The sequence below is a fragment of the Tessaracoccus rhinocerotis genome (assembly GCF_007197885.1).
GTDB classification, from domain to species: domain Bacteria; phylum Actinomycetota; class Actinomycetes; order Propionibacteriales; family Propionibacteriaceae; genus Arachnia; species Arachnia rhinocerotis.
The window spans coordinates 310,524-335,577 of the sequence record NZ_VKKG01000002.1; the positions used below are offsets into that span (position 1 = coordinate 310,524).

General features: G+C 69.8%; 26 protein-coding genes. 16 read left to right on the forward strand and 10 right to left on the reverse strand.

Going from position 1 to position 25,054, the window contains the following annotated elements; genetic code table 11:
- Position 1 precedes the first annotated feature (1 nt).
- The 3 genes from FOJ82_RS06555 to FOJ82_RS06565 are packed head-to-tail and all read right to left on the reverse strand — an operon-like array spanning position 2 to position 3,520.
- Complete coding sequence (locus FOJ82_RS06555) at positions 2 to 862, reverse strand: MaoC family dehydratase (RefSeq protein ID WP_185975659.1); 861 nt, start codon at positions 860 to 862, stop codon at positions 2 to 4.
- Positions 862 to 2,271 (reverse strand): 3-oxoacyl-ACP reductase, encoded by a 1,410-nt coding sequence (locus tag FOJ82_RS06560; RefSeq protein ID WP_143937664.1) that lies wholly within the window; start codon positions 2,269 to 2,271, stop codon positions 862 to 864. Before FOJ82_RS06560 ends, FOJ82_RS06555 begins: the two co-directional genes overlap by 1 nt.
- A 1-nt stretch (position 2,272) precedes the next feature.
- Positions 2,273 to 3,520 (reverse strand): acetyl-CoA C-acetyltransferase, encoded by a 1,248-nt coding sequence (locus tag FOJ82_RS06565; protein ID WP_143937665.1) that lies wholly within the window; start codon positions 3,518 to 3,520, stop codon positions 2,273 to 2,275.
- Between the two features lie 93 nt (positions 3,521 to 3,613).
- Here FOJ82_RS06565 and FOJ82_RS06570 point away from each other — a divergent pair, with 93 nt between their 5' ends.
- The 6 genes from FOJ82_RS06570 (at position 3,614) to FOJ82_RS06595 (ending at position 8,716) form a co-directional block, all read left to right on the forward strand.
- Positions 3,614 to 4,261 carry a TetR/AcrR family transcriptional regulator gene (locus FOJ82_RS06570; protein ID WP_143937666.1) on the forward strand — a complete coding sequence of 216 codons (648 nt, stop codon included), beginning with the start codon at positions 3,614 to 3,616 and terminating at the stop codon, positions 4,259 to 4,261.
- The gene (locus FOJ82_RS06575) at positions 4,258 to 6,195 is read left to right on the forward strand and encodes an acyl-CoA dehydrogenase family protein (RefSeq protein WP_246099784.1); all 1,938 of its coding nucleotides are present in this window, start codon (positions 4,258 to 4,260) and stop codon (positions 6,193 to 6,195) included. The genes FOJ82_RS06570 and FOJ82_RS06575 overlap by 4 nt, the downstream gene beginning before the upstream one ends.
- Positions 6,196 to 6,219: 24 nt before the next feature.
- Complete coding sequence (gene dapE / locus FOJ82_RS06580; RefSeq protein ID WP_143937667.1) at positions 6,220 to 7,305, forward strand: succinyl-diaminopimelate desuccinylase; 1,086 nt, start codon at positions 6,220 to 6,222, stop codon at positions 7,303 to 7,305.
- Positions 7,302 to 8,051, forward strand: coding sequence for an LOG family protein (locus FOJ82_RS06585; RefSeq protein ID WP_143937668.1), 750 nt, complete (start codon positions 7,302 to 7,304; stop codon positions 8,049 to 8,051). Before dapE ends, FOJ82_RS06585 begins: the two co-directional genes overlap by 4 nt.
- A gap of 10 nt (positions 8,052 to 8,061) precedes the next feature.
- Positions 8,062 to 8,475 (forward strand): DivIVA domain-containing protein, encoded by a 414-nt coding sequence (locus tag FOJ82_RS06590; RefSeq protein WP_143937669.1) that lies wholly within the window; start codon positions 8,062 to 8,064, stop codon positions 8,473 to 8,475.
- Between the two features lie 73 nt (positions 8,476 to 8,548).
- On the forward strand, positions 8,549 to 8,716 hold the full coding sequence (locus FOJ82_RS06595) for a DUF3117 domain-containing protein (protein WP_143937670.1): 168 nt from the start codon (positions 8,549 to 8,551) through the stop codon (positions 8,714 to 8,716).
- A 71-nt stretch (positions 8,717 to 8,787) separates the two neighbouring features.
- On the opposite strand, the gene glgA is transcribed toward FOJ82_RS06595, so the two are convergent.
- Positions 8,788 to 9,978, reverse strand: a complete 1,191-nt coding sequence (gene glgA, locus FOJ82_RS06600; protein WP_143937988.1) for a glycogen synthase — start codon at positions 9,976 to 9,978, stop codon at positions 8,788 to 8,790.
- Between the two features lie 130 nt (positions 9,979 to 10,108).
- Between glgA and glgC the strand changes: the two genes are divergently transcribed.
- The gene (gene glgC, locus FOJ82_RS06605) at positions 10,109 to 11,335 is read left to right on the forward strand and encodes a glucose-1-phosphate adenylyltransferase (RefSeq protein WP_143937671.1); all 1,227 of its coding nucleotides are present in this window, start codon (positions 10,109 to 10,111) and stop codon (positions 11,333 to 11,335) included.
- Positions 11,336 to 11,434: 99 nt separating this feature from the next.
- Here the strand turns inward: glgC and FOJ82_RS06610 are convergent, their stop codons facing one another.
- Positions 11,435 to 12,091, reverse strand: coding sequence for an O-methyltransferase (locus tag FOJ82_RS06610; protein WP_143937672.1), 657 nt, complete (start codon positions 12,089 to 12,091; stop codon positions 11,435 to 11,437).
- Between the two features lie 85 nt (positions 12,092 to 12,176).
- On the opposite strand from FOJ82_RS06610, the gene dapA reads away from it, so the two are divergent.
- From dapA to FOJ82_RS06630, 4 genes are all read left to right on the forward strand, one after another.
- Entirely contained in the window at positions 12,177 to 13,055 is an 879-nt protein-coding gene (dapA, locus tag FOJ82_RS06615) for a 4-hydroxy-tetrahydrodipicolinate synthase (RefSeq protein ID WP_143937989.1), read from the forward strand.
- A gap of 86 nt (positions 13,056 to 13,141) precedes the next feature.
- Positions 13,142 to 13,738, forward strand: a complete 597-nt coding sequence (gene sigE, locus FOJ82_RS06620; protein ID WP_143937673.1) for an RNA polymerase sigma factor SigE — start codon at positions 13,142 to 13,144, stop codon at positions 13,736 to 13,738.
- Positions 13,739 to 13,740: 2 nt separating this feature from the next.
- Complete coding sequence (locus FOJ82_RS06625; RefSeq protein WP_143937674.1) at positions 13,741 to 15,204, forward strand: zf-HC2 domain-containing protein; 1,464 nt, start codon at positions 13,741 to 13,743, stop codon at positions 15,202 to 15,204.
- 28 nt (positions 15,205 to 15,232) lie between these two features.
- Positions 15,233 to 15,658, forward strand: coding sequence for a sec-independent translocase (locus FOJ82_RS06630; RefSeq protein WP_143937675.1), 426 nt, complete (start codon positions 15,233 to 15,235; stop codon positions 15,656 to 15,658).
- A 13-nt stretch (positions 15,659 to 15,671) separates the two neighbouring features.
- Here the strand turns inward: FOJ82_RS06630 and FOJ82_RS06635 are convergent, their stop codons facing one another.
- The 4 genes from FOJ82_RS06635 to FOJ82_RS06650 are packed head-to-tail and all read right to left on the reverse strand — an operon-like array spanning position 15,672 to position 19,057.
- Positions 15,672 to 16,856 carry an Mrp/NBP35 family ATP-binding protein gene (locus FOJ82_RS06635; protein ID WP_246099786.1) on the reverse strand — a complete coding sequence of 395 codons (1,185 nt, stop codon included), beginning with the start codon at positions 16,854 to 16,856 and terminating at the stop codon, positions 15,672 to 15,674.
- 57 nt (positions 16,857 to 16,913) lie between these two features.
- The gene (locus FOJ82_RS06640; RefSeq protein WP_143937677.1) at positions 16,914 to 17,264 is read right to left on the reverse strand and encodes a hypothetical protein; all 351 of its coding nucleotides are present in this window, start codon (positions 17,262 to 17,264) and stop codon (positions 16,914 to 16,916) included.
- Positions 17,257 to 17,793 (reverse strand): DUF1003 domain-containing protein, encoded by a 537-nt coding sequence (locus FOJ82_RS06645; RefSeq protein ID WP_425472485.1) that lies wholly within the window; start codon positions 17,791 to 17,793, stop codon positions 17,257 to 17,259. Before FOJ82_RS06645 ends, FOJ82_RS06640 begins: the two co-directional genes overlap by 8 nt.
- Positions 17,780 to 19,057, reverse strand: a complete 1,278-nt coding sequence (locus FOJ82_RS06650) for a magnesium transporter MgtE N-terminal domain-containing protein (protein ID WP_143937678.1) — start codon at positions 19,055 to 19,057, stop codon at positions 17,780 to 17,782. The genes FOJ82_RS06645 and FOJ82_RS06650 overlap by 14 nt, the downstream gene beginning before the upstream one ends.
- A 293-nt stretch (positions 19,058 to 19,350) precedes the next feature.
- On the opposite strand from FOJ82_RS06650, the gene FOJ82_RS06655 reads away from it, so the two are divergent.
- From FOJ82_RS06655 to FOJ82_RS06665, 3 genes are all read left to right on the forward strand, one after another.
- Positions 19,351 to 19,854, forward strand: a complete 504-nt coding sequence (locus FOJ82_RS06655) for a YflT domain-containing protein (protein ID WP_143937679.1) — start codon at positions 19,351 to 19,353, stop codon at positions 19,852 to 19,854.
- The gene (locus FOJ82_RS06660) at positions 19,851 to 20,465 is read left to right on the forward strand and encodes an SAM-dependent methyltransferase (RefSeq protein ID WP_143937680.1); all 615 of its coding nucleotides are present in this window, start codon (positions 19,851 to 19,853) and stop codon (positions 20,463 to 20,465) included. Before FOJ82_RS06655 ends, FOJ82_RS06660 begins: the two co-directional genes overlap by 4 nt.
- Before the next feature lie 72 nt (positions 20,466 to 20,537).
- Positions 20,538 to 21,356 carry an alpha/beta fold hydrolase gene (locus FOJ82_RS06665; RefSeq protein WP_143937681.1) on the forward strand — a complete coding sequence of 273 codons (819 nt, stop codon included), beginning with the start codon at positions 20,538 to 20,540 and terminating at the stop codon, positions 21,354 to 21,356.
- Between the two features lie 5 nt (positions 21,357 to 21,361).
- On the opposite strand, the gene FOJ82_RS06670 is transcribed toward FOJ82_RS06665, so the two are convergent.
- Complete coding sequence (locus FOJ82_RS06670; protein ID WP_143937682.1) at positions 21,362 to 22,786, reverse strand: aminopeptidase P family protein; 1,425 nt, start codon at positions 22,784 to 22,786, stop codon at positions 21,362 to 21,364.
- 82 nt (positions 22,787 to 22,868) lie between these two features.
- On the opposite strand from FOJ82_RS06670, the gene FOJ82_RS06675 reads away from it, so the two are divergent.
- Together FOJ82_RS06675 and FOJ82_RS06680 are read left to right on the forward strand one after the other, a co-directional pair.
- The gene (locus FOJ82_RS06675) at positions 22,869 to 23,609 is read left to right on the forward strand and encodes a zinc ribbon domain-containing protein (protein WP_143937683.1); all 741 of its coding nucleotides are present in this window, start codon (positions 22,869 to 22,871) and stop codon (positions 23,607 to 23,609) included.
- Positions 23,609 to 25,048 (forward strand): RNB domain-containing ribonuclease, encoded by a 1,440-nt coding sequence (locus FOJ82_RS06680; RefSeq protein ID WP_143937684.1) that lies wholly within the window; start codon positions 23,609 to 23,611, stop codon positions 25,046 to 25,048. Before FOJ82_RS06675 ends, FOJ82_RS06680 begins: the two co-directional genes overlap by 1 nt.
- Positions 25,049 to 25,054: the final 6 nt, after the last annotated feature.

The following is a 25,054-nucleotide window of genomic DNA, read 5'->3' on the forward strand; positions in this document are numbered from 1 at the left end:
GTTATTGCGTCGGCAGCACCTGCCCCACGAGGTACGCCTTGGACTGGTCTGAGTTGACGACGGCGAACTTCAGTTCGTCGTCGGCCGCGAAGCGGACCCTGCCGGGCAGGGAGATCGGCTTGGTGAAGGCGACCCTGACCGTGTGGGTCCCCGGCAGTCGGGGACCGAGCGAGGACAGGGCCTTCGCGTGGGTCCACATGCCGTGGATGATGGCGCGCTTGAACCCGAACGGCATCGCCGTCAGGCGGGAGAGGTGGATGGGGTTGGTGTCCCCGGAGACCTGCGCGTACTGGCGTCCCAGGTCCGCGGGCAGCCGCCACAGCTGCGAGGCCGCCACGTCGGGCGCCTCGAGGCGGGGTGCCGGGACCGGGGTCCCGGGCAGCTTCCTGCCCAGGGCCAGGTAGGTGCTCGTGCCGGTCCAGACGATCTCGGACCCGACGCGGATCTCGCCGACGAGGTCGAAGCTGACCCCGCGCTTGTGCGGCGCCAGGTTGTTGCAGGTGACCCGCACCCACAGCTTGTCGGCGACGGTGACCGGCCGGTGCAGCGTCATCTCGTTGCTGACGTGGACGGTCCCGGCCAGCGGGAACGGGAAGTCGGCCTGCGCCATCAACCAGGCGTGCAGCGGGAAGGTCTGGACGTGCAGCCACGTCGCCGGGACGTGGTCTCGCAGCCCGAACCCTGTGACGTGGTTGTAGGCCACCAGCCGGGCGGGGTCCTGGGCGAGGGACTCGACCACCACGCTGCGGCTGGGCAGCCCTGCATCCGGCCCCGGCCGGTTGAAGCCGGTGGCGAGGGCCTTGACGAACAGTCCGCCCAGGCTGGGCAGTTCGTGGAGTCGCTTGAGCTCGTCGGCGGCCATCAGGCCCCCACGAGGTTCTGGCCGCAGACGCGGACCACCTGGCCGGTGACGCCGCCCGAGGCGGGATTGGCGAGCCATGCGATGGTCTCGGCCACGTCCACCGGCTGCCCGCCCTGGCCCAGCGAGTTGGTGCGACGGAAGATCTCCCGGCTGACGAAGGGGATGGCCCCCGTCATCTCGGTCTCGATGAATCCGGGGGCGACGGCGTTGACGGTGACCGGGCGGTGCTCCAGAGCCTCCGACTCGGCCCACACCAGCCCCATGACGCCTGCCTTGGACGCGGCGTAGTTGGTCTGGCCCTTGTTCCCGGCGACGCCGGAGGTGGAGGCGATGCCGATGATGCGGGAGTTCTCGGCGAGACCACCGGGGAGCGAGGTGTCGAGGAGGATCTCGTTCATGCGGATCTCGGCGGCCAGGTTCACGTCCAGCACCTGCGCCCAACGCTTCTCGTCCATGTTCGCGAGCATCTTGTCCCGGGTGATCCCGGCGTTGTGGACGATGGCCCAGATCTTCGCGTCGGCGCCGTGGACCCGCGCGACGTGCGCGGCGATCCGGTTGCCGGCCTCCGGGATGGTGATGTCCAGCTGCAGCGCGGACCCGCCCACCTCGTTGGCCACCTCTGCCAGCGACTCGCCGGCGGCCGGGATGTCCACGGCGACGACGGTCGCGCCGTCGCGCGCGAAGGTGCGGCTGATCGCGGCGCCGATGCCCCGGGCGGAGCCGGTGACCACCACGATGCGTCCCTTGAACGGGCAGCTGCGGTCGTAGTCGGTGCCGGTGGCGTCGCCCTCCTTGCGGGGGCCCACCCGCCACGACTGCCCGGAGACGAATGCGGAGCGTCCCTCGAGGAGGAAGTCGACGGTCGAGGCCAGGTCCGCGGCGGTGGTGCCCTCGCGCACGAACACGAGGTTCGACGTCGAGCCACCGCGCAACTCCTTGCCCACGGTCCGGTTGATGCCGTCGATCCCCTGGGCGACGGCGTGGGCCTCCAACCCGTCGACGGCGGAGGCGTCGGTGGCCAGCAGGACGATCCGGCCCGAGCGCTCCAGCGACTTCATGGCCGGACGCAGCACCTGCCGCAGTTGCTCGAGCTGTTCGATGCTGCGCAGGCCGGTCGCGTCGACGACGAGTGAGCCGGGGCGGGTGGGGTAGCTGGGCGGAGCCTCCCGGCCCTTCTCGTCCTTGGTGCGCAGTTCGGGAAGGTCCCGCAGCGCCTCTTCGGCGCTGATCCCGAGCTCGGCGAGCACGGAGGCGCCGATGCCGCCCCCGTCCAGCTCCGCCAGGACCACGGGTCCGATGAGGGTGCGGCCGCGCTTGAGGCGCGGCGGGTCGGACAACCCCGCCCGGCGGGCGACCGCGCGCCCCGGTCCGGTGTTGTAGATGGTCTCGAGGATGCTCCTGGACGCCATGTCAGCAACCCTCCATGATCGCGGTGACGGCCTGTCCGCCTGCGGCGCAGATGGAGATCAGTCCCTTGGAACCGGGCCCCTTGTCGGCCAGCATCTTGGCCAGGCTGGCCACGATGCGGCCGCCGGTCGCGGCGAACGGGTGCCCGGCCGCGAGTGAACTGCCGTTGACGTTCAGCTTCGAGCGGTCGACGGTGCCGGTGCCGTTGGCCTCCAGGCCCTTGATGGTGGCCAGGACGGTGGCGGCGAAGGCCTCGTGGATCTCGATGAAGTCGAAGTCGTCGAGGGTCATCGAGTTGCGCTCCAGCAGGGCGGGGATGGCACGGGCGCCGCCCATCAGGAGGCCCTCCTTGCCGGTCACGTAGTCGGTGGCGGCCACCTGCGAGTCGACGATGCGGGCCAGCGCGGGCCAGCCGTTGGCCCTGGCCGTCTCCTCCTCGGCCACCAGGACGACGGCGGCACCGTCGCTCAGGGCCGTGGAGTTGCCGGCGGTCATCGAGGCACCCTCGCCCTTGCCGAAGACCGGCCGGAGCCTGGCGAGCTTCTCCAAGGTGGTGTCGGAACGCAGGATCGTGTCCCGGGTGACCCCGAGGTAGGGGGTGACAAGGTCGTCGAAGAAGCCGGAGTCCCAGGCGCGGGCGAGGTTCTGGTGGGAGGCGAGCGCAAGTTCGTCCTGCGCCTCGCGGGTGACGTCCCACTCCTTGGTGGTGATGGCCTGAGACTCACCCATGGACAGGCCGGTGCGTGCCTCGTTGACCGCGGGTGGGACGGGGACCAGGTCTGCGGGTCGGACGGCCAGGAATGCCTTCAGGCGGTCCGGCAGGTTACGGGCGGTGTTCGCCCGCAGCAGCGCGCGCCGCAGCTTCTCCGTGATGACGATGGGGGCGTCGGAGGCGGTGTCGGCGCCACCTGCGATGCCGGTGTCGACCTGGCCGAGGCGGATCTTGTTGGAGACGTAGATGACGGCCTCCAGGCCGGTCCCGCAGGCCTGTGCGAGGTCGCACGCCGGGGTGTGGGGCGACAGGGCGGAGCCGAGCACCGACTCGCGCGTCAGGTTGAAGTCCCTCGTGTGCTTCAGGACCGCGCCGGCGGCCACCTCGCCGAGCTCCGCGCCGGCCAGCCCGAACCGGGCGACGAGCCCGTCGATCGCTGCCGTGAGCAGGTCCTGGGCGGAGGCTGCGGCGTACTTGCCGCCCGCCTTGGTGAACGGTGTGCGGTTTCCGCCGACGACGACGGCGTTGCGGGTTTCCATTGAGTGAACCTCCGGAGCGGGGTGTTTTCGGCATTGAAAAGTGTCTGGGACTCAGGGTAGCAGGTACTTGAAGTTTGCGATACCGTAGGACACATGAACACGACGACGGCGTCAGACGGACGGGCCACCCGCTGGCAGGAACACAACCTGCAGCGCAGGCGGGACCTGGTCGCCTCGACGCTGCGTGCGATCCGCCGGCACGGGGCCGGGGTCGGCATGGACGAGGTAGCGGCCGCCGCCGGCACCTCCAAGACCGTCATCTACCGCCATTTCGGTGGCCGCACCGGCCTCTACGTGGCGGTGGTGGAGTGGGTCCACGCCTTCATCCGGTCGAAGCTGATCCCGGCGCTCGAGTCCGCCGCGGACATGGACCCGGCTCACCTGGTCGCAGAGCTGACGGACCGCTACCTCTCCCTGGTCGAACGGGACCCGGAGATCTACCAGTTCGTCGTCACCCGCCCCACCGACTCGGACCCGGTCGCGGACCCCGTGACCGGTATCACCGGCCGCATCGGCGACGAGCTGGCCGAGGTGCTCCGGGTCTGGCTGGACGCGCGTGGGCTGGACACGAACGCCGCCACGGCCTGGGGGCACGGGATCGTCGGCTACGTCTGGGCGGTGGCCGACAAATGGATCACCACCGGGCACAAGCGCCCCCGCGCAGAGATCGTCGCGTTCACCGCCCAACTCTTCACACCCGCATTCGCGAACCAACCACCAGCCACGGAAGGCAATCGATGATGATCACCCCAACCGGCCAGGCCCTCAAGGTCTCCTTGGACGGACGTTTCCACGAACTCAAGGAGAAGTGGCGCAGCGAGATCAGCTCCGCCGACATCGTCCGCGACCCCACCCTGCCGATGGCGGAGGCCCGGGTCTGGGCTTTGGAGAAGCTCGTGGACCTCGCCAGCCGCGGCTTCGCCGTCGCCGGGTTCCCGAACCACCCCGGCACCGTCGCCGAGTCCGTCGCCCACTTCGAGATGCTGGCGCTCGGTGACCTCTCGCTGAACATCAAGTCGGGCGTCCAGCACGGCCTGTTCGGCGGCGCGATCACCAACCTCGGCACCAGCTGGCACCACGAGCGCTTCATCGACGGCGTCGTCGACTGCTCGATCCTCGGCTGCTTCGCCATGACCGAACTCGGCCACGGCTCGGACGTGCAGTCGGTCGAGACCACCATCACCTACGTGCCCGAGACCGACGAGTACGAGGTGAACTCGCCGACCCCGACCTCCCGCAAGGCCTACATCGGCAACGCGGGCAAGGACGGCCGGATGGCGGTCGTGTTCGGACAGCTGGTCGCCGCTGGCGAGAACCAGGGCGTGCACGCCATCCTGATGGACATCCGTGACGAGGACGGCAACGACGCACCCGGCGTCGAGACCGGTGACCAGGGCCACAAGGGCGGGTTGCTGGGCGTGGACAACGGCACACTGTTCTTCGACCACGTCCGCGTGCCGCGCCGCATGCTGCTGAACCGCTACGGCGGCGTCAATGACGAGGGCGTCTACGAGTCCGAGATCGCCAGCAAGAACGCCCGCTTCTTCACCATGCTCGGCACCCTCGTGCGCGGGCGCATCTGCGTCGGCAGCGCCGCCGCGATGGCCACCCGCAAGGCCCTCACGATCGCCACCCGCTACGCCCTGCAGCGCACCCAGTTCAACCGCCCCGGAGCCGGCGGGGAGATCACGCTGCTGGACTACCAGACCCACCAGCGCAAGCTGCTGCCGAACATCGCCCGCGCCTACGCCTCAGGGTTCGCCATCAACGTCGTGAGCGAGCAGTTGCAGCGCGTCAACGACACCAGGGGCTCCGACCCGACGGCGGCCCGCGAGCTGGAGACGCGCGCGGCCGGGCTCAAGGCGACGCTGACCCGCTGGACCAACGACACCATCCAGCTGTGCCGCGAGGCCTGCGGCGGTGCCGGCTACATGACGGAGAACGGCCTCACCCTCCTGCGCCAGGACGCAGACGTGTTCGCCACGTTCGAGGGCGACAACACCGTGCTGATGCAGCTCGTGGCCAAGGCGCTCCTGCTCGACTACAAGAAGAGCTGGGGCGAGTTGGACATGATCGGCACCGCCCGCTCCGGGGCGAAGCTGCTCGGTGACCGGTTCATGGAGCGCACCACCGCCGGCACCACCATCGGGCGCCTGATCTCCAACGCCACCCTGAAGCCCGAGGCCCAGAAGATCAAGGCCCGCGGCTGGCACCTCGAGATGTTCGAGTTCCGTGAGCGCCACGTCGTGGAGGGCCTGGCCCGCCGCATGCGTGAGGCAGGCAAGTCCGACGGGCAGGCGGCCTTCGAGGCGGTCAACGACTGCCAGTCGCACATGCTCGAGGCGGCTCGTGCACACACGGACCGAGTCATCCTCGAGGCCTTCGTCGAGGCCATCTCGGGGGTTCGCGACGAGTATGTCCGCTCGCTGCTGATCCGGGTCTGTGACCTGTACGCGCTCAGCACGATCGAGGACAACCGCGCCTGGTTCATGGAGCACCACGCCTTCGACAGCGGCCGCAGCAAGGCGGTCACCGACGCCGTCGACGGCCTCTGCAAGGACCTCCGGGGCAAGGCACAGGAGCTGGTGGAGGGCCTCGGGGTGCCGGAGAAGTGGCTGAACTCGGCCATGCTGGAGCCGACCCGGGAGGAGGAGGCGGCGGCGAGCGCCGCCTGAGCACCGGGCCGCTAGGCTCAAGCCATGAGCCTTGACCTCTCCGCGGACCTAGTCAGCCTGCTGCGAACGATCACCGACGTCGAGAGCGTCTCCGGGAACGAGAAGGAACTGGCCGACCTCATCGAGGAGGCGATGCGCACGCTCGGGCACCTGGAGGTGCACCGCGACGGTGACGCGGTGATCGCGCGCACCAACCTCGGGCGTCCCGAGCGGGTGGTCATCGCGGGCCACATCGACACGGTGCCCGTGGCCGGGAACCTGCCCAGCCGGCTGGAGGAGGGGGAGCGCGGCCTGCACGTCGTCGGACGAGGCACCTGCGACATGAAGGCCGGCGTGGCGGTGCAGCTGAAGCTGGCGGCCGAGCTCGCCGAGCCCAATCGTGACATCACGTGGATCTTCTACGACAACGAGGAGGTCGGCGCCGACGAGAACGGGCTCGGTCGGGTGGCGGAGAACTCGCCGGAGCTGCTCGAGGCTGACTTCGCGGTGCTGATGGAGCCCACTGACGCGCAGATCGAGGGCGGCTGCCAGGGCGTGCTCCGCATCTTGATCACGGTCCCCGGCAAGGCGGCCCACGCGGCGCGCTCCTGGCTCGGCGTCAACGCCATCCACGGCCTCTCCGACGTCCTGGACCGACTGAATGCCTATGAGGCCCGCGAGGTCGTCGTCGACGACCTGACCTACCACGAGGGCCTCAACGCGGTCCTCGTCTCCGGCGGGGTGGCCACCAACGTGATCCCGCCCTCAGCGCGCATCGAGGTCAACTACCGATATGCCCCGGACAAGACCACCGAAGAGGCGCTGGCGGAGCTGCGACGCGTCTTCGAGGGCCACAGCTTCGACATCAACGACGTCTCGCCGGCGGCCCGCCCGGGCCTGGACCAGCCGCTGGCGCGGGCCTTCGTCGAATCGGTCGGCCAGCCGGCCAGGCCGAAGTACGGCTGGACCGACGTCGCCCGGTTCTCGGAACTGGGCATCCCGGCGGTCAACTACGGGCCGGGGGACCCGTCGCTGGCCCACACCGACCACGAGTACTGCCCCGCCAACCAGTTGGACCAGTGTGCCGAGGGCCTGCGGGTCTGGCTGAGCAACCAGGAGGACGACGCATGACCGACAAGCGACGCCAGGGCGCGGTGACCCGCCGCGGCCGGGAACGGAACGCACCCACCACCGACGAGGCGCTGCTGGCCAAGAACGGCCCGGACTGGATGCACAACGACCCGTGGCGGGTGCTGCGCATCCAGTCGGAGTTCGTCGAGGGCTTCGAGGCCCTCTCCAGCCTCGGGCCCGCGGTCAGCCTCTTCGGTTCGGCGCGCGCCAGGCAGGACCACCCGATGTACCGGTCGGCAGAGCGAATCGCCCGCGGACTCGTGGACAAGGGCTTCGCCGTCATCACCGGCGGCGGCCCCGGCATCATGGAGGCCGGCAACAAGGGCGCCACGGACGCCGGCGGCGACTCGGTCGGGCTCGGGATCGAGCTCCCGTTCGAGCAGGGCCTGAACCAGTACGTATCGCTCGGCGTCGACTTCCGGTACTTCTTCGCCCGCAAGACCATGTTCCTCAAGTACTCGCAGGGCTTCATCACCCTGCCCGGCGGGTTCGGCACGCTCGACGAGCTGTTCGAGGCCCTCACCCTGATCCAGACCGGCAAGGTCACGCACTTCCCGGTGGTGCTGTTCGGCACGGACTACTGGGGCGGCCTGATGGACTGGGTCACGCACACCGTCGCCGACGGCGGCTTCGTCGCGGAGAAGGACCTGAGGCTGGTCACCCTCACCGACGACGTCGAGGAGGCGGTGGAGGCGATGGGCATCCCCGGTGCGCCGGCCACCGCCCCCGAGGGCTCCGAGCGCTAGGCTTTCCACCATGGTTTGGGCGATCGTCGTAGTGGCCGTGCTGGTGATGGCAGTGGGTGCCTGGGTGGGCACGGGCAAGCTGGGCGAGATGCCCGACGTGGTCAACGACCGCCCCAAGGGCCGCATCCCCGACGGCGAGGTCGATGCCGCGTTCCTTGAGGGGCTCGCGGTGCCGCTGGCCCCCACCGGGTACGACCCCGCGCAGGTGGACAAGTATCTCGACGACGTGATCGCCGGGGAAGCCGCGCCCGCCGCCGAGGTGCGCTTCGACACGGTGCGGCGCGGCTACGACATGCAGGTGGTCGACGCCATCCTCGAGCGCGTCCCCGGAGCCCACGAGGCCCGACGGGCAGTCGCGCAGGACGCGGAACCGGCTGCCGTGGAGGACGTGGCCGATACGGTTGCGGACACCGAGACGCGCTGAGGCGTGCCGTGGCCCGCGAAATGCGGAATAATAGGGCACAACCACGTAAACGCAAAGGATCGAGGTTGGCAAGATGGCAGCGATGAAGCCCCGTACGGGTGACGGCCCCATGGAGGTCACGAAAGAGGGCCGGGACATTGTTATGCGCGTACCCGTGGACGGCGGTGGACGCCTGGTGGTCGAGATGAACGCCACCGAGGCAACGGCCTTGTTGACCGCGCTGAAGGACGTCGTCGGCTGACGAACGCCCTCCGCTGAACAACGAGAGGCCGCCCGGTGCGAACCGGGCGGCCTCTTGGCGTCTGCAGCCTGCTACCGGCCCGCGTGGTGCGCGATCGCAGCCTCGTAGACGGCGACCGTCTCCTGCGCGATCCTGGCCCAGGAGAACTCCTCGATACAGCGCTCCCGGCCGGCCCTGCCGAAGGCTCGTGCCTGCTCCGGGTTCCGCGTGAGCTGGTTGACACGGTCGGCGAACGTGGACTCGAAGTCGGAGACGAACGAGGGATCGTCGGCCCGTGCCGGGTCGTAGGGGACCAGGAGGCCGGTCTGGCCGTCCATGACGACCTCCGGGATGCCTCCGACCGCCGACGCCACGACTGCGGTCTCGCAGGCCATGGCCTCGAGGTTGACGATGCCCAGCGGCTCGTAGACGCTCGGACAGGCGAACACGCTCGCATGGGTCAGGACCTGCCGCACCGAGGCGCGGGGCAGCATCTCCTGGACCCAGACCACCGGTGCCGAGCGCTGCTTCTCCAGCTCGGCGAAGGCCGCCTCGAACTCGGCCGCGATCGCGGGGGTGTCTGGGGCGCCCGCGAGCAGCACCACCTGGGTGTCGGGGTCGAAGCTGGTTGCTGCCCGCACGAGGTGCACGAGGCCCTTCTGGCGGGTGATCCGGCCGACGAACGCCACCGACGGGCGGTCCGGGTCGATGCCGAGGCCCTCCACCACGTCGCGCTCGGTGTCCGGACGGAACTCGTCGGTGTCGATCCCGTTGCGGACCACGTGCACCCGGTCGGGATCCAGGTCCGGGTAGCTCGCCAGCACGTCGAGGCGCATGCCGGAGCTCACCGAGATGACTGCGTCGGCCGCCTCATAGGCGGTCTTCTCCGCCCAGGAGCTGATCGCGTAGCCGCCGCCGAGCTGCTCGGCCTTCCAGGGGCGGTGCGGTTCCAGCGAGTGGGAGGTCACCACGTGCGGGACGTCCCGGATCAGCCCGGCGAGGTGGCCGGCCATGTTGGCGTACCAGGTGTGCGAGTGCAGCACGTCCACGTCGTCCGCCACCGCCGCAGCCATCGAGAGGTCCGCGCCCAGCACGCGCAGGGCCGCGTTGGCCCCGGCCGGGTAGCTCTCGGCGTGTGCCGTCGCGCCCTCGCGGGGGTTGCCCATGCAGTGGACCTCGACGTCGATCAGCTTGCGCAGCTGCGGGACCAGCTGCGCGACGTGGACGCCGGCGCCGCCGTAGATCGACGGCGGGTACTCACGTGTCAGCAGCGACAGTTTCATGCTCATGGGACTGATCGTGTCACAGAACTTCCGGGGTCGGCACACGGATCCCGGAGGTTGTGGCCCGAGGCGACGATGCATCTTTTGCCAACTGGTTGTGGGGCCCATATGGATGCAATAGGTTCAGCCCATGGCCGCTCGTCCGAAAATCCTGTCCATCGTCCTCGCCGGTGGTGAGGGAAAGCGGCTGATGCCGCTCACCGCCGACCGCGCGAAGCCAGCCGTGCCCTTCGGTGGCAACTACCGGCTGATCGACTTCGTGTTGTCCAACCTCGCCAACGCCGGCCTGACCAGGGTCGCGGTCCTCACGCAGTACAAGTCACACTCCCTCGACCGCCACATCTCCATGACCTGGCGGTTCTCCACGTTGCTCGGGGCCTACGTCACCCCGGTGCCGGCGCAACAGCGGCTGGGGCCGCGCTGGTACCAGGGCTCCGCGGACGCCATCTACCAGTCGCTCAACCTGATCCGCGACGAGGACCCCGACTACGTCGTCGTGTTCGGCGCGGACAACATCTACCGGATGGACGTCTCCCAGATGGTGGACGCCCACATCGACTCCGGCCTGGGGGCCACCGTCGCCGGGATCCGGGTGCCACGCAAGGAGGCCAGCGCGTTCGGCATCATCGACGCCGCCGCCGACAACAAGATCAAGAGCTTCCTCGAAAAGCCCGCCGACCCGCCGGGGCTGGTCGACTCTCCCGACGAGTCGTTCGCGTCGATGGGCAACTACGTCTTCACCCGGCACGCCCTCATCGAGGCGCTGCGTGCCGACGCCGAGAACCCCACCGCGAAGCACGACATGGGCGGCGACATCGTGCCCTGGTTCACCGAGCAGGGGCAGGCGCAGGTCTACGACTTCCAGGACAACGTGGTTCCCGGCGCCACCAGCAAGGACCGCGACTACTGGCGCGACGTCGGCACCATCGACGCCTACCACGAGGCCCACATGGACCTGGTCTCCGTGGACCCGGAGTTCAACCTCTACAACTCCCAGTGGCCGATCCTCACCAACCAGGCGCAGCTCCCGGGCGCGAAGTTCGTGATCCGAGGCAAGGCCGAGGACTCGATCGTCAACCCCGGCTGCATCATCTCCGGCGGCGAGGTGGACCGGACAGTGCTCGGCCCGAACGTCCACGTCGACAAGTGGTCGCAGATCACCGACTCCGTGCTCATGGACGGCGCCAGGGTGGGACGCGACTGCGTCGTGCGCAAGGCCATCCTGGACAAGGGCGTGACGGTGCCCGACGGGGTCCAGATCGGCGTCGACCACGAGCACGACAGGGCACGCGGCTTCCACGTCTCCTCCGGTGGCGTGGTCGTCATCGGCAAGGACGCGGTGGTCCCGAAGGACTGACACGAACGGGGGCACGCCCTCGGCAAGCACCGAGCTCGCTGCGCTCGCGCGATTTTCTGTTCCGACGAACCAGGCGCGCTTCGCTCGACGGTTCGTCGGTCAGTTCTTGACCGCCACCAGCAGGCCGTTGCCGATCGGCAGCAGGGTCTGCTGGTACGCGTCGGACTCGTTGACCGCCTGCAGCGCCTCCCGGATGATGATGGCCTCGTCGCCCTCGTTCTCCGGGTCCGCCACCTGGTTGTGCCACAGGACGTCGTTGACCACCAGCAGGCCACCGGGGCGCAGCAGGCGCTCGGCGTTGGCGACGTACTCCACGTACTCCAGCTTGTCGCCGTTGACGAACACGATGTCGTAGGCGCCGCTGTTCAGCTTGGGGAGCACCTCCAGCGGGTTGCCCGCGATCAGGCGGAACTTCGAGGACGTGTAGCCCGCCTCGGTCAGCAGCTTGCGCGCGGGAAGCTGGGAATCGGTCTCCGGGTCGATGCTGGTGAGGATCCCGCCCTCGGCCATGCCCTCGAAGAGCGCGAGCGCCGAGGCGCCCATCGCGGTGCCGACCTCGACGACAAGCTTGGCCCGGGTGGTGGCGGCGAGCACCGTCAGCGTGGCGACGACGCCGGGGCTGATCGGAGTCAGGCCGCTGAGGGTGGCCTCGTCCCTGGCGAGGCGCACGGCCTCGGGCATCGCGACGTAGTCCTCGGCGAACTCCCAGCTCTGCTGGCTCGGGACTGCATTGTTCTGCGGCTGTGTGCTGTTCACAGGGCCACCCTACCGATTCCCCTAGGATGAGCGCATGAGTCATGACGCAACCACCGAACTGGGGGACCAGCCCGAAGACACGCACATGCCGGTCTTCGGTCGATTGCTCACCGCGATGGTCACGCCGTTCGGCAAGGACGGCGGCATCGACCACTCGGAGGCGGCCAGGCTCGCCGCGCACCTCGTCGACGACCTCGGCAACGAGGGGCTCGTCGTCAACGGCACGACTGGGGAGTCGCCCACCACCTCCGACGAGGAGCAGGCGGCGCTGCTGCGGACCGTCGTCGAGGCAGTGGGGGACCGGGCGAGCGTGGTCGCCGGCGTCGGCACGTTCTCCACCGAGCACACGGTCCACCTCGCCGAGCAGGCAGCCGCCGCCGGCGCCGAAGGCCTCCTCGTGGTCTCCCCGTACTACTCCCGCCCGCCGCTGGACGCGCTCGAGGCCTACCACCTCGCCGTCGCGGAGGCCACGGACCTGCCGATCATGCTCTACGACATCCCGCACCGCGTCGGGCTGCCCATTCCGGAGGACCTCCTCATCCGGCTCGCGGCGCACCCGAACATCGTCGCGGTCAAGGACGCCAAGGGTGATGCGGTGTCGTCCTCCGCCGTGATCGCGGCCACCACGCTCGACTACTACGCCGGCGACGACGGCTTCCTGCTGCCGCTGCTCGGCGTGGGCGGCGTCGGGGTGGTCGGGACCTCCACGCACTTCAGCGGACGTCAGGCAAGGGCCATCATCGAGGCGCACGCCGCCGGCGACACCCGGCGCGCCATCGCCATCCACCAGGCCGCGCTGCCGGTCTTCCGGGGCGTGTTCGCCACGCAGGGCTGCATGATGGTGAAGGCCGCCCTCAACGCGCGGGGATGGAGCGTCGGTGACTGCCGACCGCCCATGGGCACCGTCGCGCCGGAGATGCTGGAGACGTTCCTGGCCACGCTGCATCACCTTCTCGAGGACTGAGCCCGGGAACATTCGGGGTCGCCCGAGCGTTGTACCTGTGCATGGACTCACAGCTTCCTCACAGGTGGGGCTGTCAGACTGGATTAATGGAAGGGTCGCGATTGTTCAAGGGCAAGCCGAAGCAGGCCGTCGACGAGGCGGTCGGTTGGACTGCGCCCACGTGGGCCGAGCTGGTCCGTGACCACTCCGCCCAGGTGTACCGGCTGGCCTACCGGCTGACCGGCAACCAGCACGACGCCGAGGACCTGACCCAGGACGTGTTCGTCCGGGTCTTCCGGTCCATCCACACCTTCCGGCCCGGCACCCTCGAGGGCTGGCTGCACCGCATCACCACCAACGTCTTCCTCGACGGCGCCCGCCGCAAGCAGCGGATCCGGATGGACGCCCTCAGCGTCGCCCCGGACCACGTCTGGGGCTCCGCCTCCGGTGCCGGGGACCTGCACGCCGACGCGATCCTCGACGCCGACGTCGCGGAGGCCCTCGCTGGCCTGACCCCCGAGCAGCGCGTCGCCGTCGTCCTGTGCGACATCGAGGGACTCAGCTACGAGGAGATCTCCGACGTCCTGGACATCAAGCTCGGAACCGTGCGCAGCCGTATCGCACGCGGCCGCTCCCAGTTGCGCGCCTCACTCGCGCACCGGGCACCCGTGGAGGGACACGAGCGCTACCTCGGGGTGTCCTGACGGTGACCGAGGGGCTGGGCAACGGTCGGTGCGGCAGGTTCTCCGAGGACCTGTCGGCGTTCGCGGACCACACCCTGCCCCCGCGCCGCTGGCAGCAGGTGGGCTACCACGTCGCCGGCTGCCCCGCCTGCCGTGACGAGGTCGCGGCCATCAAGCGCGTCTGCTCCAGGCTGAGCGGCAGTTGCGCCGCTCCCACCACGTCGGCCCCCGAATCGCTCGCCGCCCGGCTCGAACGGATCGCGGAAGGGGCCTCGGACGCCCCCCTCTACATGTCGGCCGGTGCCCCCGGCGAGCTGCCAAGCCGTCGTCGGGCCCGCAGCAGGCTCATCCGGCAGGGGAGCATCGCCGGCCTGGGTGCCCTGGCGACGATGTTCGTGCTCGCGCTGATGCTGGCACCGGACCCGCCGACGGTGGAGGACCCGGTCCACATGGCGCGCGAGGAGTACTCGCTGTCCATCACCTCCATCAGCGTCAACGAGACCATCGGGGCGGTGCTGCTGGCCCACGAGCGCGGGGCCCGGCCGTCGGAGCCCGTGCAGCAGCGGGCGCGGGCGAGCATCGTCGGCTCGCCGTTCGAGATCTCCGCCCGCGAGGCCGCGGCGGCCCTGTCCCACGGGCCTGAGGCCCACCTCACGTACTCAGGGACCCAGCGCGTCTGGATCTCCGACGGCAGGGGAGCGTTCCACGTCAACGACGTCAGGGTGGACGAGGTCGCCGGCGAGGGCTCGACCCTCGCGGTGCTGGACGCGCAAGGGGACGAGTTCGTCTCCTGGTTCGTGCCCACCTCCACCTGCTGCAGCCCCACCAGCCCTGCAGGTTGGAGCTTCCTCGAGTACGAGGGCCGCGACCAGGTGGCCGGACGCTGGGCGAAGGTCATCGAGGCGCGTGACGTCGACGGTCACACCGTCTCCAAGTGGTGGGTGGACACCGCCAACGGGATGGTGCTGTGGACCGAGCGGTACGACACCTTCGGCCGCCCCACGGTGATCTCAGGCTTCACGGAGCTGGACCTCGAGCACGCCCAGCTGGCCCCCGACGGGATCGAGCTGGCGTTCATGAACGTTCCGGCCGCCGTCGTGAGCGAGCCCGTCCAGGAGTGGTGCACCGGCCTGCGGTACTGCCCCGAGATGCTCGCCGGCATGCCGCTGGTGGCGCACGCGTCCTCGGACCTGGGGAACCGGACCACGATGCGACTCGTCTACTCGGACGGCTTCCGCAGCGTCAGCGTCTACTGGACCGAGGGCCTGCTCGCCGCCGACGGCGCCACCCGGGTGAGCGACGACACCCCGGGCATGCCCGAGGTCGAGGTGTGGCAGGCCGGCCACGGCGTGGTCTCGGTGGCCACCAACGGAGGGCTCGCCGTGCTGGACCGCGCGGTCAGTGCGCTGCCCGCGGAGGAGCCCTGGCGACCCACCCTGCTCGAGCGGTTCCGTGAGGGACTGGCGCGAGTGGGCGGGATTAACTGAAACCACGACCACCCGGTAGCCTGATTCCGTGTTTGGCATTGATGCAGTTGAGCTGGTGTTGCTCATCGCGCTCGCCGTCATCCTCTTCGGCCCCGAGAAGCTGCCACAGTTCGCCAAGAAGGCCGCCCGTGTGGTCGTCTACCTGCGGGGCATCGCCAACAACGCCCAGACCCAGCTCCGCTCCGAACTCGGCCCCGAGTACGCGGACCTGGAGATCAAGGACCTGAACCCGAAGGCGTTCGTGGCCAAGCACATGAGCGCCGAGATCCAGGCCATCGAGGAGGCTCGGGCGGACCTCGCCAACGCCAAGACCACCGTCACCTCGGCCGCCACGATGGCCAAGCAGGAGACCCGCTCGGCCACCACCCAGGCCGCGGCCGCGATCAAGGACAAGAACTCCACCGCGGCCGCCACCGTCGACAGCCCCGTCCTGTTCGACGACGAGGCCACCTGAGCGGCGCGCCGGCTCAGTTGGTGGACACGGGCAGGCGCTGACCCACCAGGCTCGGCCTGCGGCCGGCGATGTCGGCCGCGAGTGCCTCCAGGGCCTGCGCGGCCGGGTGCTCGGGAGCGGCGGCAACGATCGGGGCGCCCCTGTCACCGCCGGCGAGCAGCGCCTCGTCGAAGGGCACCTGGCCCAGCAGCGGAACCTCGTAGTGGACGCGCTCGGTGAGGCCGTCGGCCACCTTCCGGCCACCGCCAGTGCCGAACAGCTCCACCCGATGGGTCTTGGAGCAGTGCGGGCAGAGCGTCTCGAGCCAGCTCATGTTCTCCACCACGCCGAGCACTTTCTGTTCCATGATGTGCGCCATGGTGCCGGCCCGCTCGGAGACCTCGGAGGCTGCCTGCTGCGGCGTCGTGACCACCAGCACCTCGGAGGAGGGGATCTTCTGCCCGAGGCTCATGGCGACGTCGCCGGTGCCTGGCGGCAGGTCGAGCAGGAGGAAGTCCAGATCTCCCCAGTAGACGTCGGCCAGCAACTGGGTGAGCGCGCGGTCGAGGATGGGTCCCCGCCAGGCGACCACCTGGTCCCGGCTCGGCTTCAGCATGCCGATGCTGATCACGGCGATGTCATGGGTGACGTTCGGGTCGTCCTTCGAGGGGATCACTGCGGGCACCGGCATGATCATGTCCTCGACCATGGTGGGGCGCGCGTCACCGAGCCCGAGCATGTCGGGGATGGAGTGGCCGTAGATGTCCGCGTCGAGGATTCCGACCTTGCGTCCCTGGCGGGCCAGCGCGACGGCCAGGTTCACGGTGACCGACGACTTGCCCACGCCGCCCTTGCCCGAGGCGACGGCGAGCACCTTGGTCAGGTTGCCGGGCTGCGCGAACGGGATCAGGCGCTCCATCTGGCCGCCGCGCAGCAGCTGGCGCATCGCCTCGCGCTGCTCATCGGTCATGACACCGAGCTCCACGCGTACTCCCGTGACGCCCTCGACGGCCTCGACGGCGGTGGTGACACGTCCGGTGATCTCGGTGCGCATGGGGCAGCCGGACACCGTCAGCAGCACCCGCACGAAGACCTGGCCGTCGTCGGTGGCGGTGATCTCGTCGACCATGCCCAGGTCGGTGATGGGGCGTCGGATCTCCGGGTCCTCCACCTCGTGGAGGGCGGCTCGGACGAGGGGCAGCAGAGGATTCTCAGTCACACCCAAGTGTCTACGCGTTCAGATTGCGCAAATCAAACCGGACCCTCGCGCAGATGGTCACGGGAGCGAGGCGACCGTGCGGGATTTCTCGTTCAGCGCATCGCACATCACGGTGGTGCTCAGGGCAACGAGGGCGGGCAGCCACAGCCCGGCGAGACTCGCCAGGACCACGATCGCCGGTCCGAGGACGCAGTGCACGGTGAGGCGTTCCTTGTAGCTGAGGCGTCGCGACGAGCCCGGTGCCAGCAGCAGGGCCCAGCACAGGCCGTAGGCCACCACGAAGAGGGCCGCGACGACCGCACCGAGCCACCAGCCCCCGGCGATCCGCCACAGCGACCAGGCACCCAGGCCGAGCAGGGCGAGCTGGCCGAGGAACAGCACGATCGCGTACCAACGGAGTTCACTCATCGATTTCTGCCACCTTGTTGAGTCTCGCCTCGAGGTCCCGGAGCTCCCCGCGCAGTTCGCCACGGACGAAGTCGCGGGTGGCGAGCTCACCCAGGGCCATTCTGATGGCCGCGATCTCACGGGCCAGGAAGTCCATGTCGGCCCGGGACTGCCGGGCCACCTCGCGGTCCTCGTCCAGGCTGAGCTTGTCCCGCATCTCCTGGCGGTTCTGCGCCAGCATGATCAGCGGCGCCGCGTAGGAGGCCTGCGTGGAGAAGAACAGGTTCAGCAGGATGAACGGGTACGGGTCCCACCTGAACCCGAACAGCCCGACGAGGTTGACCACCACCCACGCGATCACGAAGACCGTCATGTAGAGCAGGAACTTCGCGGTTCCCATGGACTGGGCCACCCATTCCGCGAACTTCCCGAAGGTCTCCGAGTCAAGGGTGACCTGCGGGAACAGCGAACGACGGCGACCGCCCGGCTCAGAGAGGATGTTGCGGTCGCGGTCGCGGTCGCGGTCCCGCTCGCGCTCAGCCCCGGCCACCGGTCACCTCGGAAGCGCGCTGGGCGTCCATCTGGATACCGCGCCAGTCGTCGGGGAGCATGTGGTCGAGCACGTCGTCGACCGTCACGGCGCCCACGAGCTGGCCGAGGTGGTTCACCACGGGAGCCACCACCAGGTTGTAGGTGGCGAAGAATCGGCTCACCTCGGCGAGGGGTGTGGTGGGGGTGAGCGCCTCCAGGTTCTGGTCCAGCATCGTGGCCACCTGCAGCGTGGGCGCCGAGCGCAGCAGCTGCTGGAAGTGGCAGGCCCCGATGTAGCGGCCGGAAGGCGTCTCGTGCGGCGCCCTGGTGATGAACACCATGGCGGCCAGGGCGGGGGTGAGCTGCTCGTCGCGGCACCTGGCGAGGGCCATCGCGACGGTGGCGTCGGTGTCCAGGACGATCGGCTCGGGCGTCATCATGCCGCCGGCGGTGTGCTCCTCGTAGAGCAGCAGCCTGCGCACGTCCGAGGCGTCCTCCGGCTCCATGCGCTGCAGCAGGTCCTCGGCCATCGCCGCCGGGAGTTCCTTGATCAGGTCCGCGGCGTCGTCGGGATCCATCTCCTCGAGCACGTCGGCGGCGCGCTCGTGGTCCAGCGCCTGGATCAACTCCACCTGCTCGTCCTCGGGCAACTCCTCGATGGCCTCGGCGAGGGTCTCGTCGTCGAGGGCGTGGACCACCTCGGCGAGCCGCTCCGGGTCGAGGTCGTGGAGTTCGCGGGCGACGTCGGCGGCCTTCATGTCCGAGAACTCGGCGACGAAGTGCGCGGCGGTGCGCCCCTTGGCGAGCACCAGGTCGGGCACCTCGTCCCACCGGACGATCTCGGTGGTGGAGCGGCCGCCGAAGCCGAACCGGCCCACCTTCGTGCGGCTGTGCAGCGCCACCGATCGGACCTCCCACTCGCGGTTGCGGACCTGCACGATGGACACGTCGTAGATCTTTGTGGGGTGCTCGCGGGGGACCGGCCTGTCGAACAGGTCCCCGTCGACGAGCAACTCGGTGTCGCGCTTCTGGAACTTGCGGGTGTCCACCTGCCCGAGGATGGAGACCTGGTTGGCGGTGATCGCGTGGACGCGGATCATGGGGACGAAGATCCGCTGGCGGGCGAACAGCTCCACCAGCAGGCCCCGCACGCGCGGCGCCAGGCTGCCAGTGCGGAGGTGGAAGACGACGTCCCGGATGCGGCCCACCTGGTCCCCGGCCGCGTCGACGAGGGGGAGGCCGATGACGCGTGAGACATAGACCTGCGTGTCCTTGGCGTTCATGGGTGGCAATCTACACTCACGCATGGGGGCTTCGCCCCCATGGACCCCCACTCACGGGGCTTCGCCCCGTGTACCCCGCTCACGGGGCTTCGCCCCGTGTACCCCACTCACGGGGCTTCGCCCCGTGTACCCCACTCATGGGGCTTCGCCCCCATGGACCCCCACTCACGGGGCTTCGCCCCGCGTACCCCGGACCTGTCCGCGCCTCGGTTGGGACGAACTTGCCGCCCGGGCCCGGGCTCGGGGATAGAGTTCTCAGCGACGGACCTCGCGCACGAAGTCAGGAGCACACCATGAGTCTGAACCCACAACAGGGAATGGGTCTCGAACTCGAGTACCCGCAGCACCTCGCGGAGTACAGGACCTACGCGGAGGCGCAGGAGGCGGTGGACTACCTCTCGGACAAGGAGTTCCCGGTCCAGAATCTGGTGATCCTGGGCACCAACCTGCGCACGGTGGAGCGCGTGACCGGGCGCCGGACGTGGGGCAGTGTGCTCGTCAACGGCGCGGTCGGGGGCCTCGGGATGGGCATCTTCGTCTCACTCATGCTCTGGTTCTTCTACCGCGGCTTCGCGTCGTTCCTGTTCATGCTGTTGATCGGCCTCGTGATGGGCGCCGTCTTCGGGCTCATCACCTCCGCCATCGGCTACGCCCTCAGCGGTGGCAAGCGCGACTTCGACTCCATGCGGCAGACCATCGCCACCGCCTACGAGCTCCAGTGCGAGCACAAGGTGGTGGAGCAGGCCCGCCAGCTGCTGGCGCAGCGACCCGGCGCCCGCGCCGAAGCGTTCGAGTGAGCAGCGGCCCCCAGTTCTGGGACGACCGCTACTCCCACCCCAACTACGTCTTCGGCTACAGGACGAACGACTTCCTGGCCGCCAACGCGCGCTTCCTGAGGCCCGGATCCCGGGTGCTGTGCCTGGGCGACGGCGAGGGGCGCAACGGCGTCCACCTCGCCAAGCTGGGCCACGACGTCGTAAGCCTCGACCAGTCCGGCGTCGGCCTGGCCAAGGCGGAGCAGCTCGCCGCGGACAGCGGCGTGCGGATCGAGACCTGGCAGGTGGACCTGGCCGACTGGGTGGACCATCCCGCCCCTGAGCGGAGCTGGGACGCGATCGTGTCCATCTTCTGCCACCTGCCGTCCGAGCTGCGTCGTCGCGTCTGCCAGACCTCCACGGCCCAGACCCGCCCGGGCGGGATGCTGCTGCTGGAGGCCTACTCGCCCGCCCAGGTCGCCCTCGGGACGGGCGGCCCGAAGGACCCGGACAAGCTGCTGACCAGGCAGGACGTGCTCGCGGACTGGCAGGGATGGCGCCTGGACGTGAGGCTCGTGGAGCGGAGGATCTTCGAGGGCATGGGGCACCAGGGCCTCTCCAGCGTGGTGCAGGTGCTGGGAAAGCGGACCTGACCTCCCCGCGCCCGAGTGGGTTCGGTAGCTTGGTGGGGGACAGAGTCTTTCGGCGAGCAGTGAGGTGGACCGATGAAGTTGACGTTTGACACCTACAACCCCGGCGGACGGGCGGAACGGATCCTCGTGCTCGGGCCGAGCCTGGGCGGCAACGCGCAGCACCAGTGGACCGCGGTGGCGGAACGCCTCCGGCACGAGGCTCGCATCGTGTTCGTGGACCTGCCCGGGCACGCACTCACCCCGGTCTGGGACGACGCCGACGAGCCGACGCTCGACGTCGTGGCCGAGGCCGTCATGGACGTGGTCCGGGAGGTCAGCGAGGAGAACGACGGGCTGCCCGTGTTCTTCGCGGGGCTGTCGATCACGGGCGCGACGGGTCTGCACATCGCCAGGGATTTCGAGGACGAGATCGCCGGCGTGGCGGTGCTGTGCTCGGCTGCCACCGTCGGCGAACCCGACGCCTGGCGGGCGCGCGCGGACGCCGTCGAGGAGCGGGGCACCCAGCACCTGGTCGACGAGCTGCGCAAGCGCTGGTTCACACCGGACTTCCGGGCCCGGCAGCCCCGGACCGTGGACACCCTGCTCGAGGGGGTCGCGGTCACCGACGACCACTCCTACGCGCAGCTCTGCCGCGCGCTGGCGGTCCACGACGTGCGGGCCGACCTCGAGAACATCCGCACCCCGCTGTTGCTCCTCGCTGGCGAGCGGGACTCCTCGACGCCGTTCGGGAACGTGGAGCTGGTCGCCAGCACGGTTCCCGGTGCGGAGCTGCGCACCATCCCGGAGGCCGCCCACCAGATCACGGTGGCCGACCCCGAGGACGTCGCGGGAGCGCTGTCCAGCTTCATGGCGCGGGTCAGCAGGCCCAGGCGCCCCCACCTGGAGGACTGACCGGGTCAGCCCTGCAGTTGGGCGAGCCACGCCTCCAGGTCGTCGGCGGCGCGGGGGAGCGCGGCGGAGAGGTTCTCGTGGCCGTCGGCCGTGACCAGGATGTCGTCCTCGATCCGCACGCCGATGCCGCGGTACTCCGCGGGCACCAGTTCGTCGCCCGCCTTGAAGTAGATCCCGGGCTCGACGGTGATGACCATGCCCTCGGCCAACGTCCCCTCCCGGTACACCTCGCGACGCGCCTGCGCGCAGTCGTGCACGTCCATGCCCAGGTGGTGCGAGGTGCCATGGACCATCCAGCGTCGGTGGTAGCCGCCCTCCTGGGCAAGGGTCTCGTCAACGGTGCCGGGCAGGATCCCCAGTTCGTGGAAGAACTCCGCCAGCACCTTGACCGCGGCATTGTGCGGGTCCATGAACGAAGCCCCCGGCCGGCAGGCCTGGATCCCGGCCTCCTGCGCCGCGAGCACCACCTCGTAGACGCGGCGCTGTGCGGCGCTGAACCGGCCCCCGACGGGGAGGGTGCGGGTGACGTCGGCGGTGTACAGGGAGTTCACCTCCACCCCGGCGTCCAGCAGGATCAGCTCGTCGCCGACCAGTTCGCCGTCGTTGCGGATCCAGTGGAGCGTGTTGGCGTGGTCGCCGCCGGCGGCGATGGTGTCGTAGCCCACTGCGTTGCCGAGGTGGCGGGCGTGGAGTGCGAAGATGCCCTCCACCCAGCGCTCGCCGCGACCGTTGGCCACGGCGTTGGGGAGCTCGCGGGCGACGGCCTCGAAACCGATGCGGGTGGCGTCACAGGCGCGGCGCATCTCCTCGATCTCGAACTCGTCCTTGACCAAGCGCAGTTCCGAGACCACGCGGGCGAGCTCGGCGTCGCCGTCGACCTCGTCGCGGCCCCGCAGCTCGTCGACCAGCGCTGTCACCTCCGGGTCGGCGTCGCGCACCACGAGCAGCCTTTCGGCCGCGGCGAGGTCCTCGCGCAGGTTGCGGACGTCGGCCACGGCGAGCCCGGTGCGGGCGGCCATCTCGTCCAGGGAGTCACGCTTGCCGACCCACATCTCGCCGTAGCGGGCGTTGGCGTAGAACTCCTCGTCGGTGCGGGGTGCCCGCGGCCGGAAGTAGACGGTGGCGACGCCGTCGGCGCCGATCACCAGCGCCGCGTCCGGCTCCCGGTCCTCGCCGAGACCGCTGGTCCAGGCGAAGGCGGTGTGCGGGCGGAAGCGGTAGTCGGTGTCGTTGGAGCGGACCTTCAGCGGCCCGGCGGGCAGCACCAGCGTGGCGCCGGGGAAGGCCGCTGCCACCTTCTCGTGGCGGGCCGCCACCCAGTCAGCAGCCGCCAGACGCGCCACGTCGGAGTCCGTGTCGGGGCTCCAGCCCTGCACGATGAACTTCTTGAACGTCTCCGAGTAGGGGGGCTTGCGATTGTCCGAGGTCATGGGGCCACAGTCTAGTCCGGTGCAGAACAACCGGCAGGGGCGTAGATTGTCCCCCTAGGACAACTCAACTGGAGGACACGAGATGCTCGCCGAACCCGCCGACCAGATCCGCCTGCTCGAACTCGCGGACCTGGACCAAGAACTTGGCAGGGTGCAGCACGCCGCGCAGGCCCTGCCCGAACACAAGCAGATCAACGAGCTGATGGCCGCCAGGCAGGAGGTGACAGACGCACTCGTGGCCGTCACCACGGAGGTGGACGACCTCCAGGTCGCAGTCCGTCGCGCCGAGGCTGACCTCGTGCCCGTGAAGCAGCGACTGGAGCGCGACGCCAGACGGGTGGAGGACGGATCGGTCACCGACGGAAAGACGCTGCGGGGACTCATCGACGAGGTCGAGCACATCAAGCGCCGCATCGCCACGCTCGAGGACGAGCAGCTCGAGGTCATGGGACAGCTCGAGGACGCCGAGAGCCGCAAGCGCGACATCGAGCAGCGCAAGACCGGCATCGAGGCGAGGCTGCGGGACCTCGTCGGGGTCCGGAACGAGAAGGTCGGCGCACTGCAGGCGGAGGCCGGCGAGATCAGCGCCTCACGCAAGGCCAGGGCCGCTGCGGTGGCGGCGGACCTGCTGAAGCTCTACGAGCGGATCCGCGAACAGCGTGGGCTGGGCGCGGCCCGCCTCGCACGCGGGCGCTGCAGCGGCTGCCAGCTCGAGATCACCGTCTCGGACCTGGACACCTACCGCAAGGCGCCCGCCAACCAGGTGCTGCGCTGCGTCGAGTGCGACAGGATCCTGGTGCGGACCGCGGAGTCGGGTCTCTGATGCCGGCCCGCCACATCGAGTTCCGCGGCGTCCCGGAGGAGGTCCGCAAGGGTCTGGACCGGCTCCGCGCGTCCCTCGAGCTGCCGGAGGGGTTCCCCACCGACGTCGACGCGCAGGCCGAACATCTGGCGGCCTCCCCTCCGGAGTTCCCGGATCACAAGGACATGACCGACGTCGAGTTCGTCACCGTCGACCCGCCGGACGCGATGGACCTGGACCAAGCGCTGCACATCCGGCGCGAGGGGGAGGGCTACCGGGTCCGCTACGCGATCGCCGACGTCGGGGCCTGGGTGGAGCCGGGCAGCCCCGTCGACCGCGAGGCCCACCTGCGCGGCCAGACCCTCTATGCGCCGAGCGCGAAGGTCCCGCTGCACCCCAGGGCGCTCAGCGAGGGCGCCGCGTCCCTGCTCGCGGACGGCGTCGCACGGCCCGCAATGGTGTGGACCCATCTACTGGACGCCAAGGGCGAGGTGACCGCCACCACGCTCGAGCGCGCCATGGTGGTCAACCGCGCCAAGCTCAGCTACGAGGGGATCCAGGCAGACCTCGACGCCGGCAACGCCAACGAGACGGTCCGCCTGCTCGCTGAGGTGGGACCGCTGCGCGAACGGATCGAGGCCGAGCGCGGCGGCATCTCCCTGAACCTGCCGGACCAGGAGATCGTCACAGACGGGCACACCTGGCTGCCGGTCTTCCGCGAACTGGTGAAGGTGGAGGACTGGAACGCGCAGATCTCCCTGCTGACCGGGATCGCCGCAGCCGACCTGATGATCTCCGGCGGGGTGGGGATCCTCCGCACCCTGCCGCCCGCGGAGGACCATGCCGTGGACAGGTTGCGCCGAGCTGCCAGGACGTTGGGCGTCGAGTGGCCCAAGGGCCAGTCGTACCCGGACTTCGTGCGCAGCCTGCACCCGTCGGACCCGAGGGAGCACGCCGTCCTGGTGAAGTGCACCATGCTGTTCCGGGGCGCCGGTTACCTGGCCTTCGACGGTGAGGTGCCCGACGCCAACCTCGAGCACTCCGCGCTGGCCACCCCGTACGCGCACACGACGGCGCCCCTGCGACGGCTCGTGGACAGGTTCGTGCTGGAGATCTGCCATGCACTCGCCAACGACCTGCCGGTGCCGCAGTGGGCGCGAGAGGCCCTGGACACGCTGCCCGAACAGATGCAGGCGTCCGGCCGGAAGGCCGGCTCCTACGAGCGCGGCGTCGTGGACCTGGCCGAGGCTCTCGTGCTCTCCGACAGGGTGGGGGAGATCTTCGAGGCCGTCCTGATCGACGTCTACCCGAAGAACTCGATGGGCACCTTCCAGATCGCCGACCCGGCGGTCGAGGCGGAGCTCAAGGCCGACAGGCGCGACGTCGGGACGAGGATCCGCGTCCGGCTGGACAAGGTGGACCTGGTCTCGGGCCGCCTGACGTTCAGCCACCCAGGCTGAATCGCC